Source organism: Actinomadura decatromicini (assembly GCF_008121305.1).
Lineage (GTDB): Bacteria > Actinomycetota > Actinomycetes > Streptosporangiales > Streptosporangiaceae > Spirillospora > Spirillospora syzygii.
Genome location: NZ_VSRQ01000002.1, coordinates 585,648 through 599,889, shown reverse-complemented (window position 1 = coordinate 599,889; position 14,242 = coordinate 585,648). Strand labels below are relative to the sequence as shown.

General features: G+C 68.6%; 21 protein-coding genes. 11 read left to right on the top strand and 10 right to left on the bottom strand.

The genetic code is table 11. The features are described from left to right. Positions 1-14 precede the first annotated feature (14 nt). Together FXF68_RS10495 and FXF68_RS10490 are read left to right on the top strand one after the other, a co-directional pair. Positions 15-1,484, top strand: coding sequence for a hypothetical protein (locus FXF68_RS10495; RefSeq protein ID WP_148758723.1), 1,470 nt, complete (start codon positions 15-17; stop codon positions 1,482-1,484). A 75-nt stretch (positions 1,485-1,559) separates the two neighbouring features. Next, positions 1,560-2,306, top strand: coding sequence for an SDR family oxidoreductase (locus FXF68_RS10490; protein ID WP_148758722.1), 747 nt, complete (start codon positions 1,560-1,562; stop codon positions 2,304-2,306). Here the strand turns inward: FXF68_RS10490 and FXF68_RS10485 are convergent. Then, the gene (locus tag FXF68_RS10485; RefSeq protein WP_148758721.1) at positions 2,293-2,907 is read right to left on the bottom strand and encodes a rhomboid family intramembrane serine protease; all 615 of its coding nucleotides are present in this window, start codon (positions 2,905-2,907) and stop codon (positions 2,293-2,295) included. The genes FXF68_RS10490 and FXF68_RS10485 overlap by 14 nt on opposite strands. 69 nt (positions 2,908-2,976) lie before the next feature. After that, entirely contained in the window at positions 2,977-3,306 is a 330-nt protein-coding gene (locus FXF68_RS10480; RefSeq protein WP_246178617.1) for a WhiB family transcriptional regulator, read from the bottom strand. A gap of 141 nt (positions 3,307-3,447) precedes the next feature. Between FXF68_RS10480 and FXF68_RS10475 the strand changes: the two genes are divergently transcribed. From FXF68_RS10475 to FXF68_RS10465, 3 genes are all read left to right on the top strand, one after another. Beyond that, positions 3,448-3,924 carry a GNAT family N-acetyltransferase gene (locus FXF68_RS10475; RefSeq protein WP_342787115.1) on the top strand — a complete coding sequence of 159 codons (477 nt, stop codon included), beginning with the start codon at positions 3,448-3,450 and terminating at the stop codon, positions 3,922-3,924. A gap of 51 nt (positions 3,925-3,975) precedes the next feature. After that, positions 3,976-4,194, top strand: a complete 219-nt coding sequence (locus tag FXF68_RS10470) for a hypothetical protein (RefSeq protein ID WP_148758720.1) — start codon at positions 3,976-3,978, stop codon at positions 4,192-4,194. 261 nt (positions 4,195-4,455) lie between these two features. Further along, the gene (locus FXF68_RS10465) at positions 4,456-4,650 is read left to right on the top strand and encodes a hypothetical protein (RefSeq protein ID WP_148758719.1); all 195 of its coding nucleotides are present in this window, start codon (positions 4,456-4,458) and stop codon (positions 4,648-4,650) included. 441 nt (positions 4,651-5,091) lie between these two features. On the opposite strand, the gene FXF68_RS10460 is transcribed toward FXF68_RS10465, so the two are convergent. After that, entirely contained in the window at positions 5,092-5,298 is a 207-nt protein-coding gene (locus FXF68_RS10460) for a hypothetical protein (protein WP_148758718.1), read from the bottom strand. Continuing rightward, positions 5,288-5,500, bottom strand: a complete 213-nt coding sequence (locus tag FXF68_RS10455; RefSeq protein ID WP_148758717.1) for a hypothetical protein — start codon at positions 5,498-5,500, stop codon at positions 5,288-5,290. The genes FXF68_RS10460 and FXF68_RS10455 overlap by 11 nt, the downstream gene beginning before the upstream one ends. Positions 5,501-5,641: 141 nt before the next feature. Here FXF68_RS10455 and FXF68_RS10450 point away from each other — a divergent pair, with 141 nt between their 5' ends. Both FXF68_RS10450 and FXF68_RS10445 read left to right on the top strand, forming a co-directional pair. Continuing rightward, complete coding sequence (locus FXF68_RS10450) at positions 5,642-6,913, top strand: NsdA family TPR-like regulatory protein (RefSeq protein WP_148758716.1); 1,272 nt, start codon at positions 5,642-5,644, stop codon at positions 6,911-6,913. Beyond that, positions 6,910-7,218: a 4a-hydroxytetrahydrobiopterin dehydratase gene (locus FXF68_RS10445; protein ID WP_148758715.1), complete on the top strand. Its 309-nt coding sequence runs from the start codon at positions 6,910-6,912 to the stop codon at positions 7,216-7,218. The genes FXF68_RS10450 and FXF68_RS10445 overlap by 4 nt, the downstream gene beginning before the upstream one ends. 52 nt (positions 7,219-7,270) lie before the next feature. Here the strand turns inward: FXF68_RS10445 and FXF68_RS10440 are convergent, their stop codons facing one another. Further along, positions 7,271-7,675 carry a putative PEP-binding protein gene (locus FXF68_RS10440; RefSeq protein ID WP_246178616.1) on the bottom strand — a complete coding sequence of 135 codons (405 nt, stop codon included), beginning with the start codon at positions 7,673-7,675 and terminating at the stop codon, positions 7,271-7,273. Between the two features lie 263 nt (positions 7,676-7,938). Between FXF68_RS10440 and FXF68_RS10430 the strand changes: the two genes are divergently transcribed. Then, positions 7,939-8,673: a hypothetical protein gene (locus FXF68_RS10430; protein ID WP_148758714.1), complete on the top strand. Its 735-nt coding sequence runs from the start codon at positions 7,939-7,941 to the stop codon at positions 8,671-8,673. 113 nt (positions 8,674-8,786) lie between these two features. Here FXF68_RS10430 and FXF68_RS10425 read toward each other — a convergent pair whose 3' ends face one another. Together FXF68_RS10425 and FXF68_RS10420 are read right to left on the bottom strand one after the other, a co-directional pair. After that, positions 8,787-8,990, bottom strand: coding sequence for a DUF397 domain-containing protein (locus FXF68_RS10425; RefSeq protein ID WP_187437842.1), 204 nt, complete (start codon positions 8,988-8,990; stop codon positions 8,787-8,789). Beyond that, positions 8,987-9,784, bottom strand: coding sequence for a helix-turn-helix domain-containing protein (locus FXF68_RS10420; RefSeq protein ID WP_148758713.1), 798 nt, complete (start codon positions 9,782-9,784; stop codon positions 8,987-8,989). The genes FXF68_RS10425 and FXF68_RS10420 overlap by 4 nt, the downstream gene beginning before the upstream one ends. A 189-nt stretch (positions 9,785-9,973) precedes the next feature. Between FXF68_RS10420 and FXF68_RS10415 the strand changes: the two genes are divergently transcribed. Genes FXF68_RS10415 through FXF68_RS10405 form a run of 3 tightly spaced genes read left to right on the top strand, consistent with a single transcriptional unit; the run spans position 9,974 to position 10,682 of the window. Continuing rightward, entirely contained in the window at positions 9,974-10,183 is a 210-nt protein-coding gene (locus tag FXF68_RS10415; RefSeq protein WP_148758712.1) for a hypothetical protein, read from the top strand. Next, on the top strand, positions 10,180-10,488 hold the full coding sequence (locus tag FXF68_RS10410; protein ID WP_148758711.1) for a hypothetical protein: 309 nt from the start codon (positions 10,180-10,182) through the stop codon (positions 10,486-10,488). The genes FXF68_RS10415 and FXF68_RS10410 overlap by 4 nt, the downstream gene beginning before the upstream one ends. Continuing rightward, positions 10,485-10,682 (top strand): hypothetical protein, encoded by a 198-nt coding sequence (locus FXF68_RS10405; protein ID WP_148758710.1) that lies wholly within the window; start codon positions 10,485-10,487, stop codon positions 10,680-10,682. Before FXF68_RS10410 ends, FXF68_RS10405 begins: the two co-directional genes overlap by 4 nt. Here the strand turns inward: FXF68_RS10405 and FXF68_RS10400 are convergent. The 3 genes from FXF68_RS10400 to FXF68_RS10390 all read right to left on the bottom strand — a co-directional run bounded on the left by FXF68_RS10400 (position 10,659) and on the right by FXF68_RS10390 (position 14,215). Further along, positions 10,659-11,906 carry a putative PEP-binding protein gene (locus tag FXF68_RS10400; RefSeq protein ID WP_148758709.1) on the bottom strand — a complete coding sequence of 416 codons (1,248 nt, stop codon included), beginning with the start codon at positions 11,904-11,906 and terminating at the stop codon, positions 10,659-10,661. The genes FXF68_RS10405 and FXF68_RS10400 overlap by 24 nt on opposite strands. A gap of 63 nt (positions 11,907-11,969) precedes the next feature. Beyond that, complete coding sequence (locus FXF68_RS10395; protein ID WP_246178615.1) at positions 11,970-13,766, bottom strand: FAD/NAD(P)-binding protein; 1,797 nt, start codon at positions 13,764-13,766, stop codon at positions 11,970-11,972. 104 nt (positions 13,767-13,870) lie between these two features. Continuing rightward, positions 13,871-14,215, bottom strand: a complete 345-nt coding sequence (locus FXF68_RS10390) for a hypothetical protein (protein WP_148758707.1) — start codon at positions 14,213-14,215, stop codon at positions 13,871-13,873. Positions 14,216-14,242 lie beyond the last annotated feature (27 nt).

Genomic DNA, 14,242 nt, shown 5'->3' with positions numbered 1-14,242 from the left:
GTAGAAAGGTGTCCGTGCCCCAGCCCCCCGGACTGAACCACGCCGAACGGCGGCTCTGGGCCGCCTTCCCCACCGGCGCGAAGGTCGTGCTCGGCGACGACCTCCCGGCCGGGCCGCTCCCCGACCGCATCGTCCGCGCGGAGATCATCACGCAGCTGCTGCTCGGCGCGGGCGAGACGCGGCCGGGCGCGGTCGCGGCCGTCCGGCTGCGCGGCGCGTACGTCACCGGGACGCTGGACGTCTCCGGCGGGAGGGTCGAGCACGAACTGCGCCTTGAGCAGTGCAGGCTCGTCGAGCATCCCGACTTCTCCAACGCCGAGACCAGGCAGCTCCGGTTCGCCGACTGCCGGATGCCCGGCTTCGACGGCGGCGGCCTGCGCGCGGACGGCTACGTCAGCCTGTCCGGGTCGCGGATCGACGGCACCGTCAAGCTGCCGCGGGCGGTGATCGGCGGCGGCCTGCGGATGAACCGGACGACGATCACCGCGCCCGACCCCGAGGCGTGGGCGGTGTTCACCGGCGGGCTCGTCGTCGAGGCGGGCATGTTCGTCCAGGAGGCGACGATCACCGGCGGGATGCGGCTCGTCGGCGGCCGGATGAACGGCGGCCTGTTCATGCAGGGCACGAGCCTGATCAACCCGGGCCGCATCGCGCTCGACGCGCAGAACCTGGTGGTCGAGGACGCCGCCGAGTTCAGCCGCGGCTTCTCCGCGCTCGGCACCGTCCGGCTGCGCAGCGCCCGCTTCAACGGGATCCTGTCGTTCTCCCGGGGCCGCCTCGACTCCGGCGACCCGGGCCGGATGGCGCTGCACGCGAGCCACATCGTGGCCGACGAGCTGCTCCTGCTGCCGGAGGGGAAGATCGAGGGCCGGGTCTCGCTGTCCTACTCCCGGATCAAACTGATCATGGACATCGACACCGCCTGGCCGGACGAGCTGTTCCTGAACGGCCTGACGTACGAGACGCTGCGCAGCGTCGAGGGCGGCGACCGGCTCGACTGGGTGTCCCGCGACCCCGACTTCCACCTCCAGCCGTACGAGCAGCTCGCCGCCTGGTTCCACGGCGCCGGGCACGACGACATGGCCCGCAAGGTGCAGCTCGCGAAGCTGCGCGCCCGGCGCCGCAACCTGAACGCGGTCGGCAAGGCGTGGAACCACGTCCTCGACTGGACGGTCGGGTTCGGCTACCGGCCGTGGCTCGCGTTCGCGTGGTTCGCCGCCCTGGTCGCGCTCGGCACGACGGTGTTCTCGATCGAGAAGCCGCGCGCGGTGAAGCCGCCGGACGAGCTGCCCGCCTTCCACGCCCTGATCTACACGCTCGACCTGCTGATCCCGCTGGACACGTTCGGGCAGCAGTTGTCGTACGACGCGGTCGGCTGGTCGCGCTGGATCGGCTACGGGCTGGTCGCGATCGGCTGGGTGCTCGCGACGGCGCTGATCGCGGGGGCGACGCGGGTGCTGCGCCCGTCGGCCACCGCGGGCTGATCTTCCGGTGGCCGCGAACCCGGGGACCGCCCCCCGCGTCCACACGTATGGCGGACCCGACGAGAATGGACGGTCATGGGCACGTATCTGATCACGGGGGCGACGGGCGGGATCGGGACGGCCGTCGCCGAGCTGCTGCGCGAGCGGGGGCACGACCTCGTCCTCACGGCGCGTTCGGCCGAGCGCCTCGACGCGCTGGCCGCGCGGCTGCGCACCGGCGCGCACGCCGCCACGCAGGTCTTCAACCCGGGGGCCGCGACGGCGCCGCGTCCGACGCCGCGCATCACGACGATCCCGGTCGACCTGACCGAGCCGCTGCGGATCGAGGCGTCCCTCGGGATGGCGGACGTCCCCGCGCGGCTGGACGGCGTCGTCCACGCGGCGGGCATGGTGCATCTCGCGCCCGTCTCCGACCTGGGCGCGGACGAGTGGATCGAGCACCTGTCGGTGAACCTCGTCTCCGTGGCCGAGCTGACGCGGCTGCTGTTGCCCGCGTTGCGCGCCGCCGAAGGGCACGTCGTGTTCGTCAACTCGACGGCCGGGCTGCGCGCCAACCCCGAATGGTCGGCGTACGCGGCGTCGAAGTTCGGGTTGCGGGCGCTGGCCGACTCGCTGCGCGCCGAGGAGCGGTCCCTGCGCGTCACGACCGTCTACCCGGGCCGGACGGCCACCGAGATGCAGCGGAAGGTGCGCGCCGAGGAGGGCCACCCCTACGCCGAGGACGACTTCGCCGCGCCCGCGACCGTGGCGCGCGTGCTGGTGTCCGCGCTGGAGACGCCGCGCGACGCGGTCGTCTCCGAGGTGACGGTCAGGCCGAACTAGGCGCGTCCCGGCTCGGGGAGCGGCGCAGGAACCACGCGCCGAGGACGCCGCCTAGCAGCCCGAACAGGTGGCCCTGCCAGGAGATGCCGGGGTCGCCGGGGATGACGCCGAGAAGCATCGTCCCGTACACGGCGACGACCGCCACGGCGATCGCGATGTCCACGAGGCGGCGCTCGAAGATCCCGCGTCCGACCAGGTAGCCGAAGAAGCCGAAGATCAGGATGCTGGACCCGAGCGTGTTCGCGCTGCTCGTGAACCACACCCCGAGCCCGCCGACGACGATCACGATCAGGCTGGCGACGAGGAACTTCGCGACGCCGCGCACCGCCGCGATGAACCCCAGCACCAGGAACGGGACGGTGTTCGCCATCAGGTGCCCGAACCCGGCGTGCATGAACGGCGCGGTGAAGATGTCGGGCAGGTCGTTGACGTCGCGCGGCTGGATGCCGAACCGGTCGAGCCAGCCGTCGGTCGTGTAGTCGAACGCCTCCAGGACCCACATCAGCGCGGTCACGGTCCCGACCAGCACGGCCGCGGACAGCGCCCGCGTCCCGTGCTTGGCCAGCGACTCGGAACGCCGCCGTTCGGGGGTATAGCTCATGTCAGCCACCGTAAGTCTGGACGACCCTGCCCAGTCAACGCGCGGCCCGTCCGGAAGGTGCCACGGGGCCTATGCGGCGGAGGCGTGCTCCGACTCCGAGGCGTCGCCGCGCACCACGATGACCGGCAGCGGCTTGCGGACCGGCGCGTCGGCCGTGCGGCGCAGGTAGCGGCGCTCCTCCGGGGTCGTCCCGCCCCAGACGCCGTCGGGTTCACCGACCTGGAGGGCCCAGGAGAGGCATTCGGCCTTCACCGGGCAGTTCGCGCAGATCGCCTTGGCGGCGTCCTCCTGCGCCTTGAGCACCGGCGCGGAGTACCCGATCGGGAAGAACAGGTCGGGATCGGCGCCACGGCAGATGGCGTGGTCGCTCCAGTGTTCCTCGTTCTCGTTGCGGTACATCGACATCTCCCTGCGCGGCGACGTGACCACCGGCAGTCGGGTGCGTTGGAAGGTGGTCTCCACTCAGTGTAGTACTACAACTCGTAGTACTACAGGACGTTCGTGAACGTTGCAACTTAGCGTGCGGATAACCTGTCGGGTGTGCAGCGTGATCAAGAAGTGACCTTCCGCGAGGCGACGGTCGCCGACCTGCCGGGGATCGTCCGGCTACTGGCCGACGATCCCCTCGGATCGACCCGCGAAACACCGGGCGACCCGATTCCGGAGGAGTACTTCACCGCGCTCGGCGCCATCCAGAACGACCCGAACAACACCGTCCTGGTCGCCGAGGTCGCCGGAGAGGTCGCGGGCACCCTCCAACTGACCTTCATCCCCGGCCTGACCTACACGGGCGGCGAACGAGCCCAGATCGAGGGGGTCCGCGTGGCCGCCTCCCAGCGCGGCACCGGCATCGGCCAAGACATGATCAACTTCGCCATCGACCGGGCCCGCGCCCGCGGCTGCCGCCTCGTCCAACTGACCACCGACCGCCAACGCCCCGCCGCCATCCGCTTCTACCAAAAACTGGGCTTCCACCCCTCCCACATGGGCATGAAATACCACCTAAACGACGCCTAACCCCACCCGCCGACCAGCAGCCCGCAGGCCGAACACGGAGAACTGAACCGCATGGACGCCTACGCCGTGACCGCCAGCCGCGACGGGAAGTTCTGGATGCTTGAGATCAACGGCCCAGGGCTCAAGCGCCCCGGAGCGACCCAGGTCCGCCGCCTCGATCAGGAACTGGCGATGGCGCGCGATTGGCTCGGAACCCGATTCGCCCTGCTGGACGATTACACAGTCGAGGTCACCATCACTCCGCCCGCCCTTCACAGGGAAGACCACTAGGGCGTTCAGACTGTGTTGGCTAAGCGGGCACGCCCTTAGCGTGCGGGACCAAGGTTCGTCCGCAGGCCGGGCCGGAGGTCACGTCAAGGCAACAGAATTGGGCTGTACCGCCCCTTGGACGCCTCCGGGTGGGGGGACAAACGTTCTGTATGGGTGCGGGTGGGACACCACCGATCCAGGATGCTGCACAACCCTGCGGCCGCCTGGCCGTAGGAGCCGTACGATGAGCAAGAGGTCTGACGGGGAAAGAGGGGATCGACGGTGGCGGCATCGCTCAGTGAAATCGAGATGCGGCTGCGGGCCGTCGAGGCTCGGGTTGGTCGCCACGACGAGGACATGGCCGCGCTAGTGGACACCGGCAGTCAGACTCTCACTCTCGTGAAGGCACTTGCCCAGCACGCAGGTCTGGACGTTGACGTGCTGCTCGCCCAGGCAGAGGAAGACGCCGAGTACTAGCAGTTCAGCGGTGCCTGACTGCAACGGGTAGGGCAACAATGAGCGACCCGTCCCGGACCCGCACGACGGGCTGCCGTGTCCGGTGCTAGGAGTGCCGGGGTACCGGGCTTGCCGAGCCGCCCGCGCCACCGCCCCGCTACGACGCCCGCGGCTACAAGATCCCCCAGGACGGGGAGGAATACGACGAGGCCGTCCACGGGCCGGTGTCGGCGTCCCCGCTCCCTCGGCGTCTGTCTGCCGAGTCTGCTACGGCGGCCGCTCTCCCTGCCCGGCCTGCTCGGCGGGCTAAGAGAACTGGTGCGGGCCTGCGCCCTCGGTTCCGATCATCGAACGCGCGTCCACTGCTTGGGAGGACGGCGAGGTGATGCAGGGGGTTGTCACCTCGCCGTCCCGGACCGCGCCCCTGGTCGCCTCCGCGCAGGCATCCGGGGGTGCGGTGTCTCAGGGGGTGGTGCGCTCGGCCTCGCGGCGGCGGGCGGCCGCGCGCTCGATGATGTTGCCGAGGTAGGCGACGCGTTCGGGGTTCTCGCGCTTGCCGCGGTAGTACTGCGACTCTGGGACGATCTCGTCCATCAGCAGGTTGTAGGCCGCGAGCGCCTCCGCGAGGTTCCGGGCGCGCTCGGGCGAGAGCTTCGCCTCACCCGTCATCGCTCATGACCCTTCGGATCTTCTCGGCGAGTTCTTCGGGGGTGTCCGCGGAGACGTCCGCGACGCCGCTGAGGTCTTCGCGGGTGAGGGGTCCGCGGGTCGCCCACCATTTGCCGATGTCGGTCCGGATGATGGACCACCTCGGGAACTCGTCCTTGAGCCGGGCTCTGGCGTCCTCGGTGTCGTCTGCGGTTGTCGTCATGTAGGCCGTCCTGCTGCGATGCACGGGTGGTGTTTCGATCACTCTCAGTGAATCTGTGGCGGACGGCGCGCGACCAGAGGGAGACTGGCAAGCCAGGGGAAGCACGGTCTTCCCTTCCCCCGGCGAAGGGTGCATCGCAGCATGTCCGCCGCCAAAGTCATCGGCGCACGCCTGCGCAGGCTGCGCGAGGAACCCCGCGATGAGCACGGGCGCGCCCACCGGTCGCGGGAGAAATGGGCGCTCATGCTCCGCAGCGCCGCCGATCCCGCCGCTGACGGTCTGCCCGGCATCAAGAGCCTGGCGAAGATGATCGCCCAGTGGGAGCGCGGCGACCACGTCCCCGGCCCCATCTACCGGCCCCTGTATGCGAAGGTCACGGGGAAGGCCGAGGCGGAGCTGTTCGGCGAAGCGATGAGGAGCAGCGCCCCGGTAGCGCGCCATGATGCCTTGCCCCTGGCGTCGGCCGCCGGTGCCGCGTCGCGCCGGCGGTCCGCGCCCGTCGCCCCGGAACTCGCGGACTACTTCGCCGAGCAGCTCGCGGGGCACTACCGCGCCGACCGCCATCTCGGCCCGTTCCGTCTCATCCCGACCGCTGCCGCGCAGTACGAGCTGCTGTGCGACCTCGCCGCTGGGGCGCAGGCGCCGCTGCGTCGGCGGCTGTGGTCGCTGGCGGCCGGGTTCGCCGCGTTCCTCGGCTGGCTCTACCAGGACGGCGGCGACCTCGACCGGTCCGCGCACTGGCACGACCTCATGCTCGAACGCGCGCACCGGTCTCATGACCCGCAGCTCGTGGCGTTCGCCCTGCACAACAAGGCGATGCTGCTGGCTGACCTCGGGGACGGGCGGGGTGTCCTCGACCTGACCGGCGCCGTCCTCGCCTACTCTCCGGGGCTGATCCCCAAGGTGCGGGTTCTGGCGTTGCAGCAGTCCGCGCACGGCGTCTCCCTCGCCGCCGGGGACGACGACACCGGCGAGGCGGCCGACGAGTGCGCCCGGCTGCTCGATGACGCCGCTGCCCTGGTCGAGCGGGTCGACGACGTGTATCCATGGGGTGGTGCGTGCCGCACGACGCATTACCTCGACGTCCAGCGCGCGACGTACCTGACCCGGCTCGGCCGCGCCGATGAGGCCCTGACGATCTGGGAGCGGATCATGCCTGCGCTCGTCGAGAGCGGGGCCCGCCGCGACGTCGGCGTGTTCAAGGCGCGGCAGGCGCAGGCATACGCATCGCGCCGCGAGCCCGAGCAGGCCGTGACCGTTGCGGGCGAGGTCGTCGCCGTGGCCGAAGAGACTGGCTCGGCGCGGATGCGGCGGGAACTGCGGACGCTCGGCGAGCGCATGAGACCGTGGGCGAGCGAGCGGCCCGGACGGCGCCTCGCCGAGATGCTCGCCGGCATGGGAGGACACGCGTGAGCTTGAGGGCCCCCCTCGACGCCGGTCAGGTCGCCGAACGGCTCGCCGCGACGGGATGGGCCGGGGACACTCGCGAGATCCACCGGGCGTTCGCCGTCGAGTACGACGTCGCGATGCGCATCGTCGCGGACGTCGCCGCCGCCGCGATCGAACTGGAGCACCGTCCGGACGTGGATATCCGCTGGGACCGGCTGCGGTTCTCGATGACGACGCACACCGCCGGGGACGTGGTGACCGAACTCGACTTCAAGACCGCTGAGCGAATCAATCAGATCGCCGCCGCCCACGGAGCCGTACCGGCCTAGCCAGGCCGACCGTTCGGCCGGATGCCCTCGTGCGGCACGCGGGCGAAGGCGGCTACTGGAACTGTGCGGCGAGTGAGCATTGGGTTGTGGCCAGGTGTTTTAGTTCGGCGGTGCACATCATCAGGTTGCGGGTCGGGATGTGTTGAACGTAGTGGTCCAGGTCGGCACCGAGGGCGAATACGTGGACTGGGACTTCGGCGGTGCGGCCGGAGTCCACGGCTTGGCGTAATGCGGCCAGGACGGCCAGGGGGCGGGTCTGGTAGGTGGCTGATACCAGGTGGTTTCCTCGGTCGGCGGCCAGGTAGAACTGGATCAGGTCCTTGGTGCCGACGAACAGCTCGCTTGCTCCGGAGGCGCAGCATTCGGCGGCCGAATGGACGGCGGCCGAGGTCTCGGCTGCCGCCTCGTCCAGCTCACCACCGACCGCCAACGCCCCGCCGCCATCCGCTTCTACCAAAAACTAGGCTTCCACCCCTCCCACATGGGCATGAAGTACCCCCTCACCGACTCCTAGCCCACGCCGATGTGCGGATGCCGCTCCACGCCGATTGCGGCCGCTTGACGGAGGTCTCCGTTGATCGCTAGGGGGCCGATTCCAAGCCTGGCGACCGATGCGCCGATACACCGTGGCATTTCAACCCGACTGTCCGTGACCGTGTTTCGTGTAACCCGGACGCGTACTTCTGGAAGAGGTCTTCTCGTCAGTCAAGGAGGCACGAAGTGTTGCGGAAACTCATCGGCGTTGGCGTGGCGCTTGCCGTGGCTGTCACGGCCACGGCCGGTCCGGCCGGGGCAGCCACTTTCAAAGAAGCGAACTCCAAGGTCCAACCCAGTGTCGATCCCGCCACGGTCGCCGCGGCGATCAAGGCCGCGTACGACGCGTACAAGACCTTCGCCGGTGGCGGCTCATCGGCGGCCGCCACCGCACAGATCATCGCCGCGATCCAGTCCGCCCAACGCGACATCATCAACCACATTGACGCCGTCGCCGCCGCCGACGCGCGCGCCTGCGCGCACAGCGCCGTCATCAACTTCCCCGACTTCGACAATCTGACCACGGACAACAAGCAGAACTTCGCGCTGAACGCGACCTCCTGTATCACCCAGATCAACAGCCTGATGTCCGCGGTCACCAGCGGGGCCGCCCTGGATCAACTCGGCTTCTCGGTCAACGCCGTCGGCCCCATCGCGCTCATGGCACGCAGCAAGGCCGGCCTGCACAACGACACTCTCATCCCGGTTCTCCGCGAGTCCAACCAGAAGATCCGCACCAGCCTGACGCCCAGGTGCTCCCAGCTCTACGACGCCGACTCCCACAAAAAGCTGTGGTTCTGCACGGCCTACAACGGCAATCGAGGCGACAGCATCATTCAGGCCCGCGCACAAGAGGACGCGATGGTGAACACAAGTTGGGAGGTCGCCCAGACCACCCTGACCCAGCTCACGGGCCTGTGAGAGTCGTCTGACCGGCGGTCGGGGCCGGTCGAGGACACGCGGTCCGGCCCCGACCGTCCCATGCGAAGCCCCCGGCGGACGTTCGGCCGAGGGCTCAGGGTGAGCGGGGGACGTCAGGACGGGTCGTGTGCGCCTGACTTGATTTCGGCAGTGAAGGCACTCCATGCGGACGGGGAGAGGGCCAACTTCGGACCGTTCGGGTCCTTGGAGTCACGCACGCCGATCACACGGGCAAGGTCCGCCACCTCGACGCAGTTGCCGCCCTCGTGTCCGCTGTAGCTGCTCTTGCGCCAGCGGATGCATGGCATGCGGTTCATAGAGCCTCCATCGCCGCCTTTATCGCGGCTCGCGACTCCCCGATGGGGAGTGCGTAGCCTCTGAGCGAGTCCCAGCGTACGACGAAGTCTGCGATCTTGTCGGGCGTGCGGATGAGCGTTCCTATTCCTGCTGACTCTGTGTAAGCGATGCTGGTCCCATCACTGAAGCCCAGCATGGTGAAGTCGCCGGTAAGTCCCACGTGGTAGCCCGCACGAAATGGCATAACCTCGATCACCACTCCGGGCTGCTCCGACGCCTTCAGCAAAGCTTCGAGTTGTCCGCGCATGACTTGCGAAGATCCGATCACTCGATGCAGGATCACCTCATCGATGGTCAGCCAGGTCAGTGGCGGATCCTCCCGATGGAAGATCGCCTGGCGCTCCATGCGCTTCGCGACCAGCTCCGGCACACGACTCCCGTGGGCAGTGCCCATCACCGCCGCCGCGTAGTCCTCAGTCTGGAATAGACCGTTGACGAGAAAGCCAGAAAACGCGCGGACAGAGTTGGCCTTCGTCTCGTCCTCCGCGTACTGCGCGAACCCGGGAGGAAGCACGGCCTGAAGCTCGACGTCGTTGATGAGCTTCCAGTGGCGATGGAAGTGGCCATCGGTCTTGAAGAAGGTGTCGAGGTCGTGGGCGCTCTGCTCGGAGACCTTGCGGCCGCTTTCCATCATGCTGATCCACTGCGGGGTGCAGCCGAGGGCGTCGGCCAGCTGCTTGCCCGTCAGCCCGGCTTTATCGCGCATGCGGCGGAGTTCTTCGCCGAAGAAGACACGGGCTCGGTTCTCGGTCATCGGGGAGCCTCCGAGAGTTCACCATGATCTTGGTTGATGTGATCTTTCCCCGGCTTGACGGGAAGTGCCGAAGGTTCACTAGCCGACTTTTACCTTGGCTGTGAGTGTGATTGCAAGCTTTTCGACGGCGGCAATCGAAAATGGGGCTTCTACATGACGGTATCGGCCAATTTCAGGAGAGTGAGGGGAATGCCCTTCATGTCCGGGTGGTTCGGCGAGCGGAGGGACGGCGGATTCGTCGCGCGCCGGGTCGGCGAGCTGAGCGAGTACCAGCGGTCCAACGGCTGCCTGGCCAGCGTGCGGGCTCGGGACGAAGGCGAGCTGTGGCTGCTGTGCGACGCGCAGACCCGGCTGTCCGAGCGGGTCGCGCTCGCCGAGGCCCTGGGGAGGCGGCCGTGAGCGTCCCCGAGCACGAGTCCCCGGCCGTCGAGTCGTACGTCCGGCTCAGGGCGCTGGAAATGCACCTCCGGGCGCACGGGTTCGCGACGCAGATGGTGGCGGGCTCGCTGGTCGTCCGGAACATGACCGCGCGGAGCCTGTGCGGGTCGGCCGGGGTCGCGGGCGATGTGATCGCCTGCCGCCCGCACGAGGACGACGAGGGGCGCTACTGGTTCTTCACCTCCTGGCAGCAGCCGATCGCGGAGTCCGACCGCATCACGGACGCGCTGGTGACGATCAAGGGTTATCTGGGGGCGCCCGCGTGACGTGCGGCGACGACGGGACGTGGCGCACCGACCCGGCCGCCTACCTTGCCGAGCTGCGGCGCGACTTCCCAGGGTTCGGGATCGTCGCTGATCCGTGGCGTCCCATATGGATGGCGGTTCGAGGCGATGTGTTCATCAAGGCGACGGACGGTGTCGTGCTCCGGCAGCGGCTATTGGAACTGTCCGGCGAGTGAGCATCGGGCATTGGCCAGGTGTTGCAGTTCGGCGGTGCACATCATGAGGTTGCGGGTCGGGATGTGCTGGACGTAGTGGTCCAGGTCGGCGCCTAGGGCGAATACATGGACTGGGGCTTCGGCGGCGCGGCCGGATTCTACGGCTTGGCGTAATGCCGCTAGGACGGCCGGGTGGCGGGTCTGGTAGGTGGCCGATACCAGGTGGTTTCCCCGGTCGGCGGCCAGGTAGAACTGGATCAGGTCTTTGGTGCCCACGAACAGTTCGCTTGCTCCGGAGGCGCAGAATTCGGCGGCTGAATGGACGGCGGCCGGGGTCTCGATGAAGACGCCCAGCGGTGTGTCGTATCGCAGGGCGAGGCGGCGGCGGAGGAGCAGGAATTCGTTGCGGTCGTTGATGAAGGGGACGGCGAATCTCACGCGGTCCGCGTCCGGGCCGAGGTGTTTGCCGATGTGGGCGCGGAGCGCGCGGAAAGCGTGTGGGTAATGGCGTTCGTGTAGGAGCCATCGGGCGCCGTGGCGGCCTAGTTCCGGGTTCGGTTCGTCGTCCACGTGGTCACCGGTTGTGATCTTGGCGGCGTCGTCCGAGCGAAGGTCCAGGAGTCTCATGATGAGGCGTTGGCCGGGGAGCAGCTCGTCCACCATCGAGCAGATCTCGGCGGCTATGGCCGCGCCGTAGCGTTCGGCTTCGAGGGTGCCTGCGCGTAGGGCGTCGATGGGGCTCAGACCGGCGGCGAAACAGACGAACTCCTCGCGGACGAAGAACGAGTTCGCCTGGTGGACGCGGGGTTTCAGGGCGTTCGTCGATCGGATGTCGGTGGCGTCGGCGATGACCACGCAGATCGACTCGATGTCGGCTAGGGCGGCGGGCGAGAGGGTTGATGGGTGGGGTGGTGGGTTGGCCTCGCCCAGGACTACTGATCCGCGGTCTAGCAGGACGGTGACCTCGGCGGGAAGGGCGTCCAGATCGGACGGCTCGATCCGGAGGACGGGGATGCCGCGGGAGCGGCAGAGGGACTGCATGTGCCCGGTCCGGCCGCCTCTCGCGCAGATCACGGCGGAAGAGGCGATGATGGCGTCATAGAGTTCGGGGCCGAGCGAGTCGACCACCAGAATGGCGCCTTGAACCGGCTTTCCGGTGCGATTGCAGGGCCCGTGAACGCTTCGCTTGTGCGAATCGACGAGCAATACCCCGGGTACTTCACGAGGGCTGGCGGATGTCCTCATGAGGGAAGGCTCGCAGCGGCGGTGACGGATGCGCACCTTCCCAAATGCCGAGGTGCTTTCCGGCTAATCAGCCTCCTGCGGCTCATCCAGCCCTAGCAGGGAACGGAGGTCTCGCGGCGTCACGGAAAGGTCGTTCAGCCTCGTCGTCGCGGCCGTGTTCACGGCGAACCGCAGCGCACGGTCCGTAACGCGGCCATCGCGAACGGATTGGATGCATTCCTCAAGCCTCGCCGTCCAGGCTTCGCGGTCGCGGCGGCGTCGGGCGGCCATTCGGCGCACATCGAGGCTGATCAGGCGGGGGAACGCGGCGGCATCGACGGTGGAAGTGTCGTCGAAGCAGGATTCGAGGCTTCGTAGGACGGCGGCGGCGACGCCCACCGAATGGTTCTTGATGGCGGCGAGGTTGAACGCGAACGCACCCATCCGGCCATAGCGGACGATCTCGTCGCCCTCACGCGGACAGCCGACCACGGAGATCGGAGCGACCGGGACGCCGCATGGCCCGAGGAGTGCACCGGAGGCGTCCACCTCGATGCCGCGTCCGGTGCGCCGGTGCCGCACCGCGATTCCCTTGCGCAGCAGGTTCTTCCACAAAGGCGAGCCGACCTGCGCGTAGTCGGTCTCGCGGCCGAAGTTCGAGATCACGAGGTCCGCCTCGATCGTCCGCGTCGGCGACGGGCCGGACACCGTCAGCCGCAGGGTGCCGGACGCGGTGCCGACGATTTCGTCCACCTTCCCGGTGGTGCGGACGATCGGTCTTCCGGACTCCAGCGCGGCGTCCACGAAATCGGTGATGTACGCGACGGCATTCACGCGCAGCGTGGCGAGAAGGCTCCCGTACCCGTCGAGCAGCGCGCGGAGGTCGGACGACGGGACGCGCGCCAACGCCTCGGGCAGAAACGGCTCCCAGGATTTGGCGACCCGTTCGGTCACCACGGCACGCGGTACGGCGGGATGTTCGCGGGCGACGATGTCACAAGCCCGCTCCCATTCGCTTTTCACGCGCCGGACGAGTTCGTCCCGCCCCTCGTAGGCGTCGGCGTGCAGCCGTGGCGCGGGCAGGTCGAGTACGTGGTGCCGGTGGTCTGAGGGATAGGTGCGGAGTCTCAGCCCGGACCGCGAGATCATGTGGATCGTCCCGGTGTGGCCGCGACGGAGGAGCAGCGACGCCGAGTCGTACGCGCTCAGCAATGTGCCGACGATGGCGACGACGGCGTCCCGCCGAGTACTGACGATTCGCTCGATGCCGTCCTTGGAATACGGGTGCCGCACGAACGCGGGATGGTCTTTCACACCGGCCGCGAACGGCAGGTCGCGCTCTTCCAGACCCGTCGCCAGGACGACATGGTCGGCGAAGAGCACCGTCCGACCCGAAGAACCCGATAAGAACGAGTTCTCCACGACGACGCCCACCCGGCCGCCGCCGATTTCCAGGTCGACCACTTCGCCGTCGGCTTCGAGGAGCGTCACGCCCTTCGCGGCTTCGCGTGCCGCGTCGGCGAGGCGGGTGGCCAGGTAGTCGGCGTAGATGCGGCGCGGTGCGGGCCCCGACTCGACGAACGTGAAACCGCTCCATTCCGGCGGCCAGCCCGCGCGGTCGGCCTTGTTGTTGGCCCAGTCGAGGAAATCGTCGACGTCCTCGCGGAACATCGACATGCGTCCGGCCTGGATGTTGAAGACATGGTGCCAGTGGTTGCCCGTCCGGTGGTAGGCGACTCCGGCGCTCCGGTATTCGGGCCGCCGCTCGACCACCACCACCCGCAATGGTTCGCGGGCGAACTGTAAGAGGCGGACAGCGGTGGCGGTACCGCCAAGCCCCGCTCCGACGATGACTACGCTCCGTGGTTCCGAGAAGCCCACCGTGGCCACTCCCGCACACGCCGAACGGTCCGCGGACAAAGGATTTCGCCGGTCGAGCGTATCTCGCATCGTCCCGGCCGCCCAGCGGCACCAGTCCCGCGGGCTCAGGGATCGGAGAATTCTTCCGCCAGTTCGCGGTGTTTCGTCGCGGCCTGTCTCGCCTGTGCGGAACTGATGACGGAGCCGGGCATGGCGCCGAGCCGTTCGACCTGGTCCGCGAAACGGAGGTGCTCGCGCCGCGCGTGCTCGCGGCACGCCAGGCAGGTGACGCGGTCCGCGCGCGAAGACGTCATCGCGTACGGCACCCGCTGCCCGCATCCGGTCATGACGACGCGAGGCAGGTCGGCGGCGAGGCCGAACGTCGACGCCATCAGGTCGCGGACCGCAGCGGAATGGCGCACCACGTTCGCCGTGACGTGAATGTGCGGATCGTCCCCACTCGTGGTCATGCGTTCTCCTCGCATCCCGAAGCCGAT

Coding starts and splice junctions, on each gene's coding strand:
- FXF68_RS10400 (WP_148758709.1), bottom strand. CDS start 11,906: ATGAGGACATCCGCCAGCCCTCGTGAAGTACCCGGGGTATTGCTCGTC.
- FXF68_RS10480 (WP_246178617.1), bottom strand. CDS start 3,306: ATGTACCGCAACGAGAACGAGGAACACTGGAGCGACCACGCCATCTGC.
- FXF68_RS10450 (WP_148758716.1), top strand. CDS start 5,642: ATGTCCGCCGCCAAAGTCATCGGCGCACGCCTGCGCAGGCTGCGCGAG.
- FXF68_RS10490 (WP_148758722.1), top strand. CDS start 1,560: ATGGGCACGTATCTGATCACGGGGGCGACGGGCGGGATCGGGACGGCC.
- FXF68_RS10470 (WP_148758720.1), top strand. CDS start 3,976: ATGGACGCCTACGCCGTGACCGCCAGCCGCGACGGGAAGTTCTGGATG.
- FXF68_RS10460 (WP_148758718.1), bottom strand. CDS start 5,298: ATGACGGGTGAGGCGAAGCTCTCGCCCGAGCGCGCCCGGAACCTCGCG.
- FXF68_RS10415 (WP_148758712.1), top strand. CDS start 9,974: ATGCCCTTCATGTCCGGGTGGTTCGGCGAGCGGAGGGACGGCGGATTC.
- FXF68_RS10420 (WP_148758713.1), bottom strand. CDS start 9,784: ATGACCGAGAACCGAGCCCGTGTCTTCTTCGGCGAAGAACTCCGCCGC.
- FXF68_RS10455 (WP_148758717.1), bottom strand. CDS start 5,500: ATGACGACAACCGCAGACGACACCGAGGACGCCAGAGCCCGGCTCAAG.
- FXF68_RS10485 (WP_148758721.1), bottom strand. CDS start 2,907: ATGAGCTATACCCCCGAACGGCGGCGTTCCGAGTCGCTGGCCAAGCAC.
- FXF68_RS10425 (WP_187437842.1), bottom strand. CDS start 8,990: ATGAACCGCATGCCATGCATCCGCTGGCGCAAGAGCAGCTACAGCGGA.
- FXF68_RS10390 (WP_148758707.1), bottom strand. CDS start 14,215: ATGACCACGAGTGGGGACGATCCGCACATTCACGTCACGGCGAACGTG.